Source organism: Ponticaulis sp., assembly GCF_029210165.1.
Lineage (GTDB): Bacteria > Pseudomonadota > Alphaproteobacteria > Caulobacterales > Hyphomonadaceae > Ponticaulis.
Window position 1 is genome coordinate 1,945,100 of the sequence record NZ_JARGNT010000001.1, and the last position, 15,855, is coordinate 1,960,954.

General features: G+C 55.3%; 13 protein-coding genes and 1 tRNA gene. 9 read left to right on the forward strand and 5 right to left on the reverse strand.

Going from position 1 to position 15,855, the window contains the following annotated elements; translation table 11 throughout:
* The first annotated feature begins 38 nt into the window (after positions 1 to 38).
* The 6 genes from P1U45_RS09520 (at position 39) to P1U45_RS09545 (ending at position 7,342) form a co-directional block, all read left to right on the forward strand.
* The gene (locus P1U45_RS09520; RefSeq protein ID WP_022694704.1) at positions 39 to 296 is read left to right on the forward strand and encodes a FliM/FliN family flagellar motor switch protein; all 258 of its coding nucleotides are present in this window, start codon (positions 39 to 41) and stop codon (positions 294 to 296) included.
* 94 nt (positions 297 to 390) lie between these two features.
* A tRNA-Leu gene (locus P1U45_RS09525) sits at positions 391 to 475 on the forward strand.
* A gap of 591 nt (positions 476 to 1,066) precedes the next feature.
* The gene (locus P1U45_RS09530; protein WP_293609480.1) at positions 1,067 to 2,500 is read left to right on the forward strand and encodes an MFS transporter; all 1,434 of its coding nucleotides are present in this window, start codon (positions 1,067 to 1,069) and stop codon (positions 2,498 to 2,500) included.
* Between the two features lie 111 nt (positions 2,501 to 2,611).
* The gene (locus P1U45_RS09535; protein ID WP_301058848.1) at positions 2,612 to 3,679 is read left to right on the forward strand and encodes an alpha/beta hydrolase; all 1,068 of its coding nucleotides are present in this window, start codon (positions 2,612 to 2,614) and stop codon (positions 3,677 to 3,679) included.
* Positions 3,680 to 3,821: 142 nt separating this feature from the next.
* Positions 3,822 to 5,216 (forward strand): magnesium transporter, encoded by a 1,395-nt coding sequence (mgtE, locus tag P1U45_RS09540; protein WP_293609482.1) that lies wholly within the window; start codon positions 3,822 to 3,824, stop codon positions 5,214 to 5,216.
* A gap of 71 nt (positions 5,217 to 5,287) precedes the next feature.
* Complete coding sequence (locus P1U45_RS09545) at positions 5,288 to 7,342, forward strand: glycoside hydrolase family protein (RefSeq protein WP_301058849.1); 2,055 nt, start codon at positions 5,288 to 5,290, stop codon at positions 7,340 to 7,342.
* A gap of 51 nt (positions 7,343 to 7,393) precedes the next feature.
* On the opposite strand, the gene P1U45_RS09550 is transcribed toward P1U45_RS09545, so the two are convergent.
* Genes P1U45_RS09550 through P1U45_RS09560 form a run of 3 tightly spaced genes read right to left on the reverse strand, consistent with a single transcriptional unit; the run spans position 7,394 to position 9,924 of the window.
* Complete coding sequence (locus P1U45_RS09550; RefSeq protein WP_301058850.1) at positions 7,394 to 8,740, reverse strand: ATP-binding protein; 1,347 nt, start codon at positions 8,738 to 8,740, stop codon at positions 7,394 to 7,396.
* 3 nt (positions 8,741 to 8,743) lie between these two features.
* Positions 8,744 to 9,427, reverse strand: coding sequence for a response regulator (locus P1U45_RS09555; protein WP_301058851.1), 684 nt, complete (start codon positions 9,425 to 9,427; stop codon positions 8,744 to 8,746).
* Positions 9,424 to 9,924, reverse strand: a complete 501-nt coding sequence (locus P1U45_RS09560; protein WP_301058852.1) for a MarR family transcriptional regulator — start codon at positions 9,922 to 9,924, stop codon at positions 9,424 to 9,426. The genes P1U45_RS09555 and P1U45_RS09560 overlap by 4 nt, the downstream gene beginning before the upstream one ends.
* A 132-nt stretch (positions 9,925 to 10,056) precedes the next feature.
* Here P1U45_RS09560 and P1U45_RS09565 point away from each other — a divergent pair, with 132 nt between their 5' ends.
* Together P1U45_RS09565 and clpB are read left to right on the forward strand one after the other, a co-directional pair.
* A complete protein-coding gene (locus P1U45_RS09565; RefSeq protein WP_293609487.1) occupies positions 10,057 to 10,926 on the forward strand; it encodes a branched-chain amino acid aminotransferase in 870 nt (289 codons plus the stop codon).
* 498 nt (positions 10,927 to 11,424) lie between these two features.
* The gene (gene clpB, locus P1U45_RS09570) at positions 11,425 to 14,052 is read left to right on the forward strand and encodes an ATP-dependent chaperone ClpB (protein WP_301058853.1); all 2,628 of its coding nucleotides are present in this window, start codon (positions 11,425 to 11,427) and stop codon (positions 14,050 to 14,052) included.
* Between the two features lie 60 nt (positions 14,053 to 14,112).
* On the opposite strand, the gene P1U45_RS09575 is transcribed toward clpB, so the two are convergent.
* Entirely contained in the window at positions 14,113 to 14,553 is a 441-nt protein-coding gene (locus tag P1U45_RS09575; protein ID WP_301058854.1) for a MarR family winged helix-turn-helix transcriptional regulator, read from the reverse strand.
* Positions 14,554 to 14,642: 89 nt separating this feature from the next.
* Between P1U45_RS09575 and P1U45_RS09580 the strand changes: the two genes are divergently transcribed.
* Positions 14,643 to 15,260 (forward strand): hypothetical protein, encoded by a 618-nt coding sequence (locus tag P1U45_RS09580; RefSeq protein ID WP_301058855.1) that lies wholly within the window; start codon positions 14,643 to 14,645, stop codon positions 15,258 to 15,260.
* A gap of 2 nt (positions 15,261 to 15,262) precedes the next feature.
* Here P1U45_RS09580 and P1U45_RS09585 read toward each other — a convergent pair whose 3' ends face one another.
* Complete coding sequence (locus P1U45_RS09585; RefSeq protein ID WP_301058856.1) at positions 15,263 to 15,826, reverse strand: hypothetical protein; 564 nt, start codon at positions 15,824 to 15,826, stop codon at positions 15,263 to 15,265.
* Positions 15,827 to 15,855: the final 29 nt, after the last annotated feature.

A 15,855-nucleotide genomic window follows, 5' to 3' on the forward strand; every position in this document is an offset into this window, starting at 1 on the left:
GCGGGACAATCGGGTTTCACGATAAATGGTGGTCTCTTATGGCGCGTCAACTGGATGCAGTGAAAGTGGAAATATCGGTCATTCTGGGCCGGACCCGTCTGCCGATGCACCAATTACTTAAAATGGGTCGCGGAGCGGTGATACCGCTCGACGTGCGCGAGACGGACGACGTCTGGATTCTGGCAAACGACCATCCGATCGCCAAAGGTGACATCGAAATCGAGGGCGAACGCATGTCCGTTCGGGTCACAGGACCGGCCAGTGCACAGGACTGGAAAGCCGGAACAGGCGGCTGATCTGCACTTTCACCAAACTAATGTGAATTTTGTCAAAAAAAGTCCTTCACAAAGCGGCTCTTTTCGGGTTATTAGCGCCGCTCTGCTAAGGCGTGCGGTCGTGGCGGAATTGGTAGACGCGCAGCGTTGAGGTCGCTGTGGGGCAACCCGTGGAAGTTCGAGTCTTCTCGACCGCACCATTCTTTCCAATTTTGCTACGCAAAAACATTCGTGCCGGTGGCACGAATTTAGGAAAGAATCGTGTCTCTTCGTTTTGATCGCCCGCACTGGCTGCGCCAGCGCGATGGATCGCGCTCAAGGCTGCAGCCACTAACCTGGCACCCGTCCAGTGGATCGATATCAGGGAAAATCGTCTTTGATGCGCCTCGCGCCGCGCAGCGGCCCCGGCGTGCGGGCAAAGCCCGGCGGCAGGTCTGCCGCGGTATGATTTTGTGCTCCAATCCAGTGGCACGAATTTAGGAAAGAATTGTGTCTCTTCGTTTTGTTGGCCCGCTCTGGCTGCGCCAGGGCGATGGATCGCGCTCAAGGCTGCCGCTATGATGCTCGTACCCGTCCGCCGCGACGATTTCAAATAAAGACAGTATAAATTACTGATACACGCCGTATGTCTTCGCACGTGTCGATCTATACCGGTAGATTATGTCGTTTAGTTCATAACTAATATTCCGGTTTTGATTGCATCCCTCCCGAATTGATGGGTAAGCTACACCCAAACACGCTGCATGACCGGAAAACCGGCACCCCAACTCAGCAGCGTCGGGAGGAAAAATATGAGTGTGACGTCAGCTCAGGGTGACAGCCCTGGCGTGATGGAAGGCTTCGGCACGCGCACACAGCGTACTTATGTGCTGAACGCTCTTCTTCTTATCTACATCATGAACTTTATCGACCGCGGGCTTTTGTCCGTCGTTGCGCCTGTCATGAAACCAGAGCTTGGTATTTCCGATACCGCATTCGGCTTGCTTACCGGTTTCGGTTTCGCGCTGTTCTATACGATTGTTGGTATCCCGCTGGCGCAGATTTCGGAGCGCCGTAACCGCGTTGCGATTATCGCGATCTGTCTTGCGCTCTGGTCTCTGATGACTGCGTTGTGTGGTCTCTCGCGGGAAGTCACGATAGGCGGTCTAGTCATTGGTGGCTTCTGGAGCCTTCTCTTGTTCCGTGTTGGTGTGGGCGTTGGTGAGGCCGGATGTACGCCGCCAGCAAATTCTCTGATTTCTGATTACTACCCACCGCGCAAACGATCCGCCGCGCTTGGCTATTACGCCATGGGTGTAACGCTGGGAACGATGCTGGCAAACCTGATTGGCGGCCCGATCACTGATGCGTTCGGTTGGCGGGTCGCGTTCTTTGCGCTTGGTTTGCCGGGCGTTGCGTTTGCGATCGTCTTCTTCCTGACGGTCAAAGAGCCGCCGCGTGGCTATTCTGACCCGGGCGGAGCTTCTGCGCCACGTGAGCGGGTTCCGTTCGCGGCAGGACTAAAAGAGCTCACCACCAAATCATCCTTCTGGTTCATGACGGCATCCTGCACGCTCGCCGCTTTCTGCGGGTATGGCGTCTCTTCTTTCCAATCTCTCTACCTCGTGCGGTCCTTTGACCTGACAGCCGGTCAGGCGGCGGTCTGGATCAACGTCCCGGTCGCGCTGGCCGCGGCTGTTGGTACGTTTGCGACGGGCTGGGTTGTGAGCAAGATCGCCAAAAAGCGCACGACCGCTATTGCATGGCTTCCGGGCCTTGGCCTTGTTCTCTGTGTGCCGTTTTACATTCTGGCGTTCATGACGAATACACTCTGGCTCTGTGCTGTTGGTCTCGCACTTGGTGCTTTTATCAAGTACGGATATCTGGCCGCTCAGTACACAATCGCGCAGGGCGTCGTACGCAACACAATGCGTGCCGTATCAACAGCTATCATGCTGTTTGTGGTGAACCTGCTCGGCTATGGCCTCGGCCCGCTCTTTATCGGTGCGCTGAGCGATATCTTCTTCAACATGCAGCTCGCGGCAGCGAATGTCGGAGACGTGACCCGTGCATCCTGTACGGTGCTTGAAGCGGGCGACACATCGGCGCTTGCGGAAGCTTGCGCGATGGCAAACCCTGTCAGCCTGCAATACTCAATGCTTGTGACGGTTTCGCTTTATGTGCTGTCGGGCGTGCTTCTCATCATGGCGGCTAAGCCTTTGAAGAAAGAGCTTCAGGCAAACTAATCTGATGCAACGCCCTGCCAGAAATGGCAGGGCATTGTTTTTCTACTGTATTGATTGCCTTGCCTGCGCCTGCATCCTAAACGTGTTAATAGGGATGAGAGGGAGGTCCGGATGACAATCACTAAAATTAGCAGTCTGATCATGGGTGCTGCGGCGCTCGTCTTGACTAGCTGTAGTACAACACCTGCGACCGAAACCCCGAACGGAACAGCTATTGAGCTGACAGAAGTGCAGGTGAACGGCGTCGAGCTGCGTGTTGCTGAAGCGGGTCCCGAAGACGGCCCTCTCATAGTATTTGTGCACGGCTGGCCGGAGCTCTGGTATTCCTGGCGCTATCAGATCCCGGCACTTGTTGAGGCCGGATATCACGTCATCGCGCCGGACATGCGTGGCTATGGCGGTAGTGATGCCCCTGCCGACGTCGAAGCCTATCGTATTCAGACTCTCGCGAATGATATTGCTGGTCTGGTAGACCATTATGGCTACGAGCAGGCGACGATTGTGGGCCATGACTGGGGCGCGGTCGTCAGTTGGTATTCCGTGCTGTTTCATCCGGAAAGGTTTGATGCGCTGGTCGCGATGAGCGTGCCTTACAGCCCGCGCGGAGACGTATCCCCGATTGACCGTATGCGCGCAGGCTTTGGTGAGAACTTCTATTATATCCTTTATTTTCAAGAACCGGGCGTAGCAGAAGTCGAGTTTGATGCTGATCCACGAGGTATTCTTCAACGCCTTTACGCATCGCCTGAAACACCGCGCACACCGCCTGAAATTCAGGATCCGCACCGGTCTGCTGGCGGTTGGACGCAGCGCCTTGGCCAGCCGACGGAGTTTCCTGACTGGCTGAGCGAAAGCGATCTTCAATACTATGTCGACAACTTCACAGAGTCCGGTTTTCGCGGCGGCATCAACTATTACCGAAACTTCCATCGTAACTGGGAAACGACCGGCGAGCTGGACGGTGCACAGATAGATATTCCGGTGGTGTTCCTTGCAGGGGAGCAGGATGTTGTCATTGGCGGCGCGAACGCAGAACAGTTGCGAGCGGGGCTGGAGCGAACTGTGCGCGATCTGCGCGATGTGCATCTTATCGAAGGCGCAGGCCATTGGGTGCAACAGGAGGAGGCCGATCAGGTCAATGCGCTGATCCTCGACTTTCTCTCGGAGGTCCATGACTGATCTGGAGCGGAAGGCTCTGCGCGTGTGACTGAAATCATAGCTTTAGGGCCACACGCGCACTTCCGTGATTGATAGACATTGATTATTTCCGCGCACTCTGAAACTAACTCAATGAGCTGAAACACGTTCTGCGGAGGGCGCCATGGAAATGGATGAAGAGCGAGAGCTTCCCGCTGAACAGGAGCTCAGCGAAGATGAGATTGAGGCCGCTCGCGTTGCTGAATTAGAGGCAGCGATCGAGACAGGCCGTCAGGCTGAAGTCCTTGAAGTTCTTGAGCAATATCACCCGGCGGATGCGGCGGACGTCATTGAGGTTCTGCCGCGCAGCCTGATCGGTGCTGCGACCGATATTCTGGCAGAGAGCTTCCCGACCGAAGTGCTTCTCGAGATGCGCGATGAATATCGCGAACTCGTTGTCGAGCGCTTGCCGGATGCAATGCTTCAGGAAGCGCTCAATACACTTGATACCGACGATGCGGCCATGCTGCTCGACGACCTCGAGGATGATCGCCAGAGCGACATTCTCCAGAAACTGGAAAGCAGTGACCGTGAAGAGCTCGAGCGCGCGATGTCGTTCGATGAGGAGTCTGCCGGTCGCCTCATGCAGCGCGACTTTCTGGCGGCACCGGAGTTCTGGAATGTCGGTCAGACGGTGGATCACGCGCGCAGCAACGCTGAAGAGTTGCCGGACGTCTTCTTTGAGATTTACGTTATTGATCCAACCTTCCGTGTGCTGGGCTGCGTTCCATTGCACAAGATTATGCGTACGCCGCGCAATGTGCCGCTCGGTGAAATCATGGAAGAAAACAAGGTCGAAATCCCGGAAGATATGGACCAGGAAGAAGTCGCGTATCTCTTTCAGAAATACGATTTGACGTCCGCGCCGGTTATCGATGAGTCAGGCCGGCTGACGGGTATGGTCACGATTGATGACGTCGTAGATGTTATTCAGGAAGAAAACCGCGAAGACCTCCTCGCTCTCTCTAACGTATCGTCTGCCGACGCGCTGGATACGGTCCTGTCGACCTTCCGTTCCCGTGCGCCATGGCTGGCCATGAACGTGCTGACGGCTTTCGTTGCGTCGATGGTGATTTCTCTGTTCGACAAGACGATTGAGACGATTGTTTCACTTGCTGTGCTCATGCCTGTTGTGGTGGCTCTGGGGGGCAATGCGGGCTCGCAAACGCTTGCCGTTTCCGTACGCGCTTTGGCTGAACGGGAATTGTCAGGCAACACGACAAGACGTGCGATTATTCGTGAGGCGCTTACCGCGCTCATAAACGGTGTTGTGTTTTCTGCCGCGGTCGCCGCAATCGCATATTTCTGGTTCAGGGACCCTGTTTTATCAGGGGTTATTGCCGTGGCGATGCTCGCAACTTTCCTGTGGGCGGGCCTGTCCGGAATTATCATTCCTCTGACGTTGAAACGACTGGGCGCAGACCCTGCCGTTGCGTCTTCTGTCTTTCTCTTAACCACGGTCGATATTATCGGCTTTTTGAGCTTTCTGGGGCTTGCCACGGTCTTCCTTCTGCCCTGATTATCCAGATAGGTTCTGAAATTGCATGAGAAGCGCTCAAAGCGCCACACTGTGCCAGAAAGAGGCAATTCATGGGTCAGACAAATCGAATATCCCAGGCAGGACTTGATCTAATCAAGAACTTCGAAGGGTTGAGACGACGGTCGAGCAAGCTCCCGACGGGCGGCTGGATTGTGGGTTATGGACATACGCGATCCGCGCGTGAAGGCATTGAGGTTTCAGAACGTGAGGCAGAATACCTTCTGCGCTACGATCTGCAGGAAACTGAACGCCTCGTTTGCGACGTCGTGCGGGCTCCTCTGCACCAGAACGAGTTTGATGCCCTGGTTTCGCTCGCCTGGAATATTGGTGAAGAAGCCTTCCGTCACAGCGATGTTCTGAAATACGTGAATTCCGGCGAGATGCTTGCGGCGGCTGAAAGCTTTGCTGCATGGCGTAAGGCACGCATTGATGGCCATCTGATCGTTTTGGATGCGCTGGTACGTCGACGCGCTGCTGAGAAGAACCTCTTCCTCAGCCACCCTGCTGGCGCTCCGGCGGCCCCGAGCCTTGTCGTTCGCCCGGTTCTCGACTCTGCTGCATCTGTGCTGGCGCTGTCTAACGGCGCGCTGTCCCTTGAGAACAAGCGTACCGAAGAAGCTAAAGCGACTGCACTCCTGCCTGCTGCTGCGCCTGAGCTGAATGCGGCGAACAGCAATGGTGAAGCCGGAGCGGAAGCAGAGACTGAAGCGGAAGAAGCAGACGTCGAAGAAGCTGTTGCCGAAACTGCTGAAGAGCCGTCTCAGGATGAGACAGAGGCTGAAGCGGCCGAACCTCAGACGATTGAGGAAACGACAGAAGAAATCGGAAATCGTGTTCGCGCTGAAGCATCTATCTGGGATGCAAGCGACGTTGTCGGTGATGACGAACTCGCCGACTATGACGAGATCGAAGACGATGTCGAAGATGACGGCATTGATGATACGCTTCTGGCGGCAGCAATCGCTGCGTCAAACCTCTCCCGTCGTGACGATGAAGCAGAAGACGAAGTTGAAGAGACTGAATCTGTAGAAGAGACTACAGAGACGGTCGCGTTCGAAACGCTGTCTGACGACGAAACAACTGCCGAGCCTGTTATGCTTTCAGATCTGGAAGCCGCTGATGAAACCGAAGCCACAGCATCTGATGATGCGCAGGAAGATGATGCGACGTTGGAGGACAACGTCGCGCGTCCTAGCTTTCTGGACGATGCAGAAGCAGAGTTGGAAGCAGAAACTGCCACTGAAGGTGCGGAGGAAAGCGAGACAGATGCCGAGCCGGTTGAGAATGAAATCAACTTTCTCGCGTCTGAACCGGAATCCGAGACTGAGGCGAGCGCTGAAGAAGTAGAGCTCAACGATCTCGATGAAGCTGAAGCAGAAGAAGACGATGGCGACGCGCCAGTTATCGAAGCGCTTGGCGACGAAGTAGAAGACACGGCTGAAGCAGAACCGGTTACGGTTGAAGAAGCCGAGATCGAAACCGTTGCCAACGTCGAGGAAACGACGCTGGTTGAGGCCGAGGTCGTGGAAACCGAAGATGTTTCCGAGACACTGGAAGAAGCAGCTGATCTGGATGAAGAGCCTGCGACACTTCTGGAAGTCTCAGAGTCTGTAGAAGACGCGGTTGTCGAAGTTGCTGAGACGGAAGTCGAGGCTGCTGAGGAGGCAACTGGCGAAATCTGGCAGGAAGGCGAAACAATCGTCGCCGAAACCACTGAAGAGGCCACGGAAACCGTCGAGGCGCTGGATTACACCTCCGAAGATGACGATGACCGCCGCGTGACGATTGTTGATCCGCTCGTATCTGATCACTATCCGGGTGAAGACAATGGCGTAGATGCTGACGAGGTTCACGCGCCAATCTCGGGCAGCCGTAAGTCTGCCGGTGACTTCTGGTTCGGCGTGTTCCCGTTCATCCTGCTCGCACTTCTGGGCGCTGCAATGTGTGTATTCGGGGTCATGGATTGGGGCGGGCTGATCGGTTCTGATGAACCTGTCGCTGACAACCAGCTTTATGCGGGTCCGTTTCTGACGCTGATTGGTGGTTTTGGCTTGATCTTCGGTATCTACTTTATGATCCGCAAGCTGTCCGGCGTTGAAGACTAATCAAAACCGAAATGACAATATTGAAGAAGCCGGGCCTCGTGCCCGGCTTTTTTATTTCCCGATCGCGTGGCGCTGAACCGGAATAACAAACTCAGCTTTTAGTCCGCCCATTCCCGAATGGGTGAGATAAATATCGCCGCCATGGCTACGGGCGACATCGCGTGCGATAGCGAGGCCCAGACCGACGCCTTTGATGTTCTGGTTGCGTGCAGCATCGAGGCGGACAAATGGCTTGAAGGCATCCTCCAGCCTGTCTTCTGGGATGCCTGGTCCGTTATCTTCGACCGTTACCCGCGCCATGTTCTTATCCTGATGAACTGTGATCATCATGGCGGAGCCATAGTCAGCAGCATTATTGATCAGGTTTGAAAGTGCGCGTTTCACAGCCAGAGGGCGGATACGGACAATGACGCCGGGCAGGGCGGTAATCGAAAGCTGCGCTCTGTCGCCCATCACGCTTGCCGCATCATGTGTGATAATGGAGAGGTCGCAGTCCTCATAGGCTTCGCCTTCTTCACCGCGTGCGAAGGCCAGATACTCATCGAGCATGGCCGCCATCTCATCCAGATCTTTGCGGGCGGCTTTCAAATCGTCTGAAGGTGGTAGCAAAGCGAGCTGTAACTTCAGGCGCGTTAGCGGTGTGCGCAGATCATGACTGACGCCTGCGAGCATGGCTGTACGTTGTTCGGCGTGGGCCACAATCCGGTCGCGCATCTGGCGGATGGCCAGTGAGGCCTGACGGACTTCGGTCGCGCCTGACGGTTTCAGGTCAGCCATATCTTCGCCGCGTCCCCAGGCTTCGGCAGCCGTTGCAAGCTGCAGAACCGATTTTACCTGATTGCGCAGGAAGCCGATGGTGATGATGACCAGTAGAACAGAGAAAATGGCCACCCAGGCGATGAAGTTGTGTCCGGTCGTCGCGAAAGCACGCTTCTGGTCCACAAAGAAGCGTAGCATCTGATCGCCTGCTGCGACCGGCTGCACCAGAATTTCGATTTGAGAGGCTGAATAGGCTGTGTCGAACCAGAACGGCGTCTCTGCCAGACTGATGTCGAGTTCGTGGCGAAGTATTTCATCGCGGCTCTCGCGCCAGAATGCGCCTTCAATAGGATCGGGCAGCGGCGCGCGTGGAATGAACTCGACCTCGAGACGTAGGGCATCTTCGGCAGTTCTGATCCGCTCTTGTACAGGTCGCGTGTCAGTGTCTGCGACCAGCAGCCTCGTTACTTCGGCAACTTCGCCGGCTACCGACTGAGACATTTTCCGGCTGACCTGCTGAATATGCGAGTCATAGAACAGCCATGTCATCACGATAAGCAGCAATACGAGCGGCAATAGCACCAGAAGCAGGCTGCGCGCGTAGAACCCTCGCGGTGTGAAATCTCTCAATCGAAGCATGGATCAGGCGTCCGGCATCAGGCGGTAGCCGATGCTGCGCACCGTCTGGATATGGATCGGCTCTTTTGGGTCCGGCTCGATCTTGCGGCGAAGGCGTGTGATCTGAACATCAACAGAGCGGTCTGCGCCCGCGCTGGTGCCATTGGCCAACGTTTCGCGGCTGACTGGTTCGCCGGCATTCTCGGCCAAAATTTTCAGCAGCTGTGTCTCTCCGTCAGTGAGGCGGACCAGCTTGTCACCGTCTTTGAGCTCTTCCCGCGCCAGATTGAATATCAGGCCCGACATTTCGATTTCCTCGACAGGCTCCTCAACAACAACGCGGCGTAGGACGGCGGCAATGCGCAATGTCAGTTCCTCCGGTTCGAATGGCTTGGTGAGGTAATCGTCAGCGCCAAGTTTAAGGCCTTCGATACGGTCGGTTGTTTCGCCGCGCGCCGTCAACATGATGACAGGGGTGGTTTTGTCTGTTTGGCGCAAGTGTTCAAGCAACTCGAAACCGTCCACCTGTGGCATCATGACGTCCAGCACGATCAGATCGAAGACCAGCTGTTCCAAAAGCTTCTTCGCCGTCACACCGCCATTTGCCGCGGTTACATGATAGCCGAGATTGCTGAGGAAGCGACGGGTGAGATCACGGATACGGTCATCATCATCAACAACAAGAATATGACTGGGCGCACGGTTCATGATTTCGGCTGCTCCTCATGAATGCTGATGATGGTTTGTAGAAGGTCGATGGCGCCGGTTACAGACGGTTCGCCGGACTGGCGGTAAACCTGCGTCATATCCTTACGGATAGCAGCGAGCGCGTGATCGATCAGCCCCATGCCGTGGCGCGTGAGACGTAGCGCGCGGCGACGGGCATCGCCTTCCGCTTTGGGGCGGTCAATCAGCCCTTGCTTTTCAAGTCCCGCCAGAATGCGCGCGATAGTTGGCGTCGTTCCACCCACACGGTCTCGCAGGCTGGAGACATCAATGCCGGGCTCAAGGCAGATCTCTGTGAGAACAGCCACTTCCGTCGCGGATAATCCGGCATCGGAAATGGAGCGGCGCAGTTGGACTTCGATCTTGCGCGCAGCAGCCAGAAGCGTGAGCGTACCCCTGTCCAGATTTTCCTCTGTCAGGAAAAGTCTGCCATCGAGGCGCTCTGCTCGCGGCTTATTGGGGAAAGAATTGACGCTCATGGGGCTATTTTGACACGATTTTATCGGTTTCTGCCAGTGCGATTTCCATTGCCAAGCAGGCTATAGAAGTTATTCAGTAGATCAGATACTCATACTGAGATGAACTCAGACGCATAAAGAAGGAAAAAGGCTTTGGCCCCCTACGACGATCGCGACGGCTATATCTGGATGGATGGGGAATTCGTGCCGTGGCGGGATACGAAAGTACACCTGCTGACGCACGCCCTGCATTACGCATCTTCCGTTTTCGAAGGCGAGCGCGCTTACAATGGTGTGATTTTCAAATCTCGTCAGCACTCTGAACGCCTGCATAATTCTGCGAAGATTATGGGCTTCGACATCCCGTACACGGTCGACCAGATCGAAGATGCGAAAAAAGAAGCTCTGGCGCGTTCAGGCCTTGAAAGCGCTTATATCCGTGCAATTGCATGGCGCGGTTCTGAAATGATGGGCGTGTCTGCACAGCAGAACACAATCCACCTCGCAATTGCTGTCTGGCACTGGGGTGACTATTTCGCAGACAAGATGAAAGGCATCCGCCTGACCCACGCGCAATGGCGTCGTCCGGCTCCGGATACTGCGCCATGTCACGCGAAAGCCGCGGGCCTCTACATGATCTGTACGCTTTCCAAACATGCTGCGGAGAAAGACGGATATGCTGATGCGCTGATGCTGGATTATCGCGGTCAGGTCGCGGAAGCGACTGGCGCAAACATCTTCTTCGTTCGCGATGGCGCGATTCACACGCCAACACCTGATTGCTTTCTGAACGGTCTGACCCGTCAGACGGTTATCGGTCTCGCGAAAGAGCGCCAGATTGAAGTCATTGAACGCGCGATCATGCCGGACGAGCTGTCGACATTCTCGGAATGCTTCATCACGGGCTCTGCTGCCGAAGTGACGCCTGTGTCCGAGATTGGCGAGCATATCTACAAGCCGTCAGACATTTCACAGTATATGGTTGATGACTATTCCAACCTGGTTCGGGGCGTGAAAGTCTGACCCGAAGCTGAACTGAGAACTGAAAACAAGAAAGGCGAGCCGCGCGGCTCGCCTTTTTCTTTGTGGAAGTCGGGTGGTCTTCCCTGTCCTGGCCAGATCCTCGTGAAATCGGGCATTATATGTTCTTCAGAAAAAGTTGGCGGCCGGTGACCCGGCCGCCAGTGATCGGAGCGTATCCCGTCTCCTGAATGAACAAAAACACGTTTACCTTTTAAAAGTTAATAGGGTGACAATAAAACACGTCGGAATCTTGCTTTGTTAAGTTGTATATACTGCTAATGCGACTGCTTCTCATGATTTTTGCTTTATAAACAGAGTAGTGAAGTCGAAACGGATTCCTGACTTTGTAAGTATGTTTTTTCTGGAAACTTGCAGAAAAGGGTGCGACGGATAACCGCAAAAAATTTAAGGCTGAAACCTTGTGTGGTAAAAATAGCACACCATGTTTCTTGAGACGATTGTCGCATCCTGCGGCATAGAATTTCAAAGAGTAGAGCCATGAACCCAGAAACCTATACAGAACGCGCCCGCGCGATCATTCAGGCTGCTCAATCCTCCGCGCTTGCGGCGCGCCATCAGCAATTCACGCCGGAGCATCTGCTCAAGGCGATGCTGGAGGATAAAGATCAGCTTGCAGCTAACCTGATTACGGCCGCCGGTGGACGCGCCGATCTTGTTCGTTCAGCTGTTGATGAAGCCCTGACCAAACTGCCAGCCGTTTCCGGTGGTAACGGCCAGATCTATCTCGCCAGCGAGACCGCGCAGGTTTATCAGACAGCTGATAAGGATGCGAAAGCGGCAGGGGACAGCTTTGTCACTGTGGAACGCATGCTGATCGCCATTGCCAGGACACAGTGTAAGGCGGCTGACGCGCTGCGGTCTTCCGGTGCAACGCCAGAAGGTCTTCAGCAAGCTGTCGACAAGCTGCGTCAGGGCCGTACGGCAGACAGTGAAAACGCCGAAGAAGGCTATGAGGCGCTTAAGAAATACGCGCGCGATCTCACCGAAGATGCCCGTTCCGGCAAGCTTGATCCGGTCATTGGCCGTGATGAAGAAATCCGCCGCACGGTGCAGGTCCTTTCCCGCCGTACCAAGAACAATCCGGTGCTCATCGGTGAGCCAGGCGTTGGTAAAACCGCGATTGCCGAAGGCCTCGCCCTTCGCATTATCAATGGCGATGTGCCTGAAAGCCTGAAGGATAAACGCCTTCTCGCGCTGGATATGGGCGCGTTGATCGCCGGTGCGAAATTCCGCGGTGAATTCGAAGAACGTTTGAAGTCCGTTCTCAATGAGGTGCAGACATCCGAAGGTGAAATCGTGCTCTTCATTGACGAGATGCACACGCTGGTCGGTGCGGGTAAATCGGACGGCGCGATGGATGCATCCAACCTGTTAAAGCCTGCGCTAGCGCGCGGTGAACTTCATTGTGTGGGTGCAACTACGCTCGATGAATATCGCAAATATGTTGAGAAAGACGCGGCGCTGGCCCGTCGCTTCCAGCCCGTCTTCGTTGATGAACCGACAGTGGAAGACACGATCTCTATTCTGCGCGGTTTGAAAGATCGCTATGAAGTTCACCATGGTGTGCGTATTTCTGACGGCGCGATTGTGGCGGCTGCGACGCTCTCCAATCGCTACATCACAGACCGCTTCCTGCCGGACAAAGCCATCGACCTGATGGATGAGGCTGCATCGCGCCTGCGCATGCAGGTCGACTCCAAGCCGGAAGAGCTGGATGAAATCGACCGCCGCCTGATGCAGCTCAAGATCGAAGCCGAAGCGCTGAAGAAAGAGAAAGACGACGCGTCTAAAGACCGGCTCGAAAAGCTGGGCTCGGAAATCTCTGAACTTGAGACGAAGTCAGCTGAACTCACGACTGCGTGGCAGGCAGAGAAGCAGAAACTGGCCGGGTCTACCGAAGCCAAGAAGAAGCTCGACCAACTGCGCGCAGAACTTGCTGACGCGGAACGTCGCCAAGACTGGGGCCGCGCGAGCGCGCTGAAATACGGTGAAATTCCTCAGCTCGAACAGCTGGTGAAGGACGCCGAAGCGCGCGACGGCGACGCTGCGGGTTCTGAAGAAGGCCTGGTGTCTGAAGTCGTGAGATCTGAAAACATTGCGCAGGTCGTCTCCAAATGGACAGGCGTGCCTGTAGACAAGATGATGGAAGGCGAACGCGAAAAGCTGCTTCGTATGGAAGACGAACTTCGCAAACGCGTTGTTGGTCAGGAAGAGGCGCTGTCTGCCGTATCTAACGCTGTGCGTCGGTCCCGTGCAGGTTTGCAGGACCCGAACCGCCCGATCGGTTCATTCCTGTTCGTTGGCCCGACCGGTGTCGGTAAAACCGAGCTTACCAAGGCGCTTGCTGGTTTTCTGTTTGATGATGAGCAGGCGGTGCTGCGCTTAGATATGTCGGAATACATGGAAAAGCATGCGGTCAGCCGTCTGATCGGCGCGCCTCCGGGCTATGTTGGTTATGATCAGGGCGGCGCGCTGACAGAAGCGGTTCGACGCCGGCCATATCAGGTGGTCCTGTTCGACGAGGTCGAGAAGGCTCACCCAGACCTGTTCAACGTGCTGCTTCAGGTGCTTGATGATGGCCGCCTGACTGATGGTCAGGGTAAAACGGTCGATTTCAAGAATACGCTGATCATCATGACGTCTAACCTTGGCGCAGATGCTCTGGCGAATGACGACAGTGATGACGAAATCTCTGACGGTGCGCGTGAATCCGTGTCTGCAGCGATCCGGTCTCACTTCCGTCCGGAGTTCCTGAACCGTATCGATGAGACCGTGTTCTTCAAACGCCTTGGTCGCAATGAGATCGACCGGATCGTGGACATTCAGGTGGACCGCCTTGCGCGTCTGCTGGCGGATCGTCAGATCGAGATTGATCTTGATCAGGCCGCTAAGACCTGGCTTGCGAACCGTGGCTATGACCCGATCTATGGCGCGCGTCCGCTCAAGCGTCTCATTCAGCGCGAGCTGCAGGACCCACTCGCCCGCCTGATCCTTGAAGGCAAGGTGAAGGATGGGGAGACTGTAAAAGTTTCTGCCGAGGCTGGCATGCTCGAACTCAACGGCATGCCGGGATCTATGGTGAAGGGCGAACGCGCAGTTAGCTAACGCCCATTGCCAAAGCCATTTCAGAAACGCCCTGTTCGAACGAGCAGGGCGTTTTTCTGTTCAGGGCGTTTCAACCGCTGACGTAATCTTCTCCAGCATGCGTACAATCTCGTGCTGTTCTTCGGGCGTGAGTGCGGAAAGCATCGTATTCATGTTGGCGAGATCCTGCCGGATGATTGCGGAGAGCATGTCATTGCCGGCTTCGGTCAGGCGATGGGCTTTTGAGCGCTTGCTGGTCGGGTGCGGAGTGCGCTCGACCAGCCCTTGCTTGACGAGCCTGTCCATAACCGCCTGCTGCGTCGTTGGGACGACCCCTAGGAACCGTGCGACATCTGCGGCGGATGTGTCCGGATAATCTGCCAGATAGCGCAGGGTCTGAAAGTCCAACGGATTGTAACGCATGCGTCCTTCCGCCGACGGATACTGTTGTTCGTCGACGGTGAAAATACGCAGCAATGTATTCACACTCTGAAGCAGGCTCTGTGCGTTCCGGCTTGTCATCAATGCAGCTCACAATTTTATAATTATACGAAGTTCGTATAATTATTGTATGTTCTTCGAATTGTTAATCAGGCGGAGAGGGTAAGTCGATGAAAACCATGTCCCGGACAATTGCGACAGGTATCTTGGCGGTCACTATGGCGGCGTGCAGCGCGGATATCGCGCCTCCCGACGTGCCACCGACATATACGGGCGAGGCGCCAGCCATACGTGATGGCCAGTATGCGGAATATGAAACGCGCCGCGTCTTTAACGCGCCTCTGGTTCCTCTTCGTGAGTTTATCGAGGGCGAGCAGCGCATCGTCGGCGCGATGGAAGAGACCAATCAGATCCGCAAGCCGGTCGACGTTGTAGTGGTGTACGGAGTATGGCCGCAGGAGGGCTCCGTGCGTCGCCTTGAGTTTTCGGATGGTCATTTCGCGATGGAGCGTGTTCTGGAAAACGACTTTCCAACGCTTTTCCGATATCAGGTCTGGAATTATACGAGCGCAGCGGGGCAGAATCTGGATTATGCGCTGGGCCAGCAGGCATGGCGCGAACTGCCAGATGGTCGTAGCGAGCTCGTCTGGACATACAGGCTGAAACCTAATGCCTGGTACAAACACCACTTTATCCAGCAATTCGTATCAAACGATATGCGACCTCTTATGGACAATGCACTGGATACTGTCGTGGAACAGGCGCACGCGCATTTCGGCGGGGAGTAGTTTTACTCCCCGCTCAATGCGGCTTCGTATTCTTCGCGGGAGAAGCGGGGCAGAGAGCACATCCAGGCACCATATCGCCCGCCATTATTGTTCGCGAGAACGATAATGTCAGAATCGTCTGCATAGCTCACGCCGCACTGCGGATTACCTGGCATGCCTGTGTGAAGATAGATTTGGCTTGTCTGATCGCCCTTGAGAACATCGGAAATCGAGATACGCGAAATCGCACCGCCACCTTGTGGATACGGCGGACGGCGAGGGGGCGGATTTTCGGCATAAAAATCGTCGCGAAACTCTTCGAGACGACGTGTGTCTTCGCCAGCTTCTACCGCTTCAACATAAGCGGTCAGCGCGTTCGTAAAAACGCGTGAATATTCGAACATGGCCTCGCTCCCATCTTCAACAGGCAGCTGCCAGACGTCTTCTACATGACCGAATGCAACAAAATCGAATTCATCTGCGTGTTCGGCGGCACCTGGATAAGGCGGGCAGGTGCACGCCTCCGCTATGCTTGAGACCGACAGTGCGGCCGCGCCGGCTATAATGAGCTTCAGGTGTTTCGACATAAAAAATCCCCCCATTCGAGAGAATGAGG

Coding starts and splice junctions, on each gene's coding strand:
- P1U45_RS09520 (WP_022694704.1), top strand. CDS start 39: ATGGCGCGTCAACTGGATGCAGTGAAAGTGGAAATATCGGTCATTCTG.
- P1U45_RS09530 (WP_293609480.1), top strand. CDS start 1,067: ATGAGTGTGACGTCAGCTCAGGGTGACAGCCCTGGCGTGATGGAAGGC.
- P1U45_RS09535 (WP_301058848.1), top strand. CDS start 2,612: ATGACAATCACTAAAATTAGCAGTCTGATCATGGGTGCTGCGGCGCTC.
- mgtE (WP_293609482.1), top strand. CDS start 3,822: ATGGAAATGGATGAAGAGCGAGAGCTTCCCGCTGAACAGGAGCTCAGC.
- P1U45_RS09545 (WP_301058849.1), top strand. CDS start 5,288: ATGGGTCAGACAAATCGAATATCCCAGGCAGGACTTGATCTAATCAAG.
- P1U45_RS09550 (WP_301058850.1), bottom strand. CDS start 8,740: ATGCTTCGATTGAGAGATTTCACACCGCGAGGGTTCTACGCGCGCAGC.
- P1U45_RS09555 (WP_301058851.1), bottom strand. CDS start 9,427: ATGAACCGTGCGCCCAGTCATATTCTTGTTGTTGATGATGATGACCGT.
- P1U45_RS09560 (WP_301058852.1), bottom strand. CDS start 9,924: ATGAGCGTCAATTCTTTCCCCAATAAGCCGCGAGCAGAGCGCCTCGAT.
- clpB (WP_301058853.1), top strand. CDS start 11,425: ATGAACCCAGAAACCTATACAGAACGCGCCCGCGCGATCATTCAGGCT.
- P1U45_RS09575 (WP_301058854.1), bottom strand. CDS start 14,553: ATGACAAGCCGGAACGCACAGAGCCTGCTTCAGAGTGTGAATACATTG.
- P1U45_RS09580 (WP_301058855.1), top strand. CDS start 14,643: ATGAAAACCATGTCCCGGACAATTGCGACAGGTATCTTGGCGGTCACT.
- P1U45_RS09585 (WP_301058856.1), bottom strand. CDS start 15,826: ATGTCGAAACACCTGAAGCTCATTATAGCCGGCGCGGCCGCACTGTCG.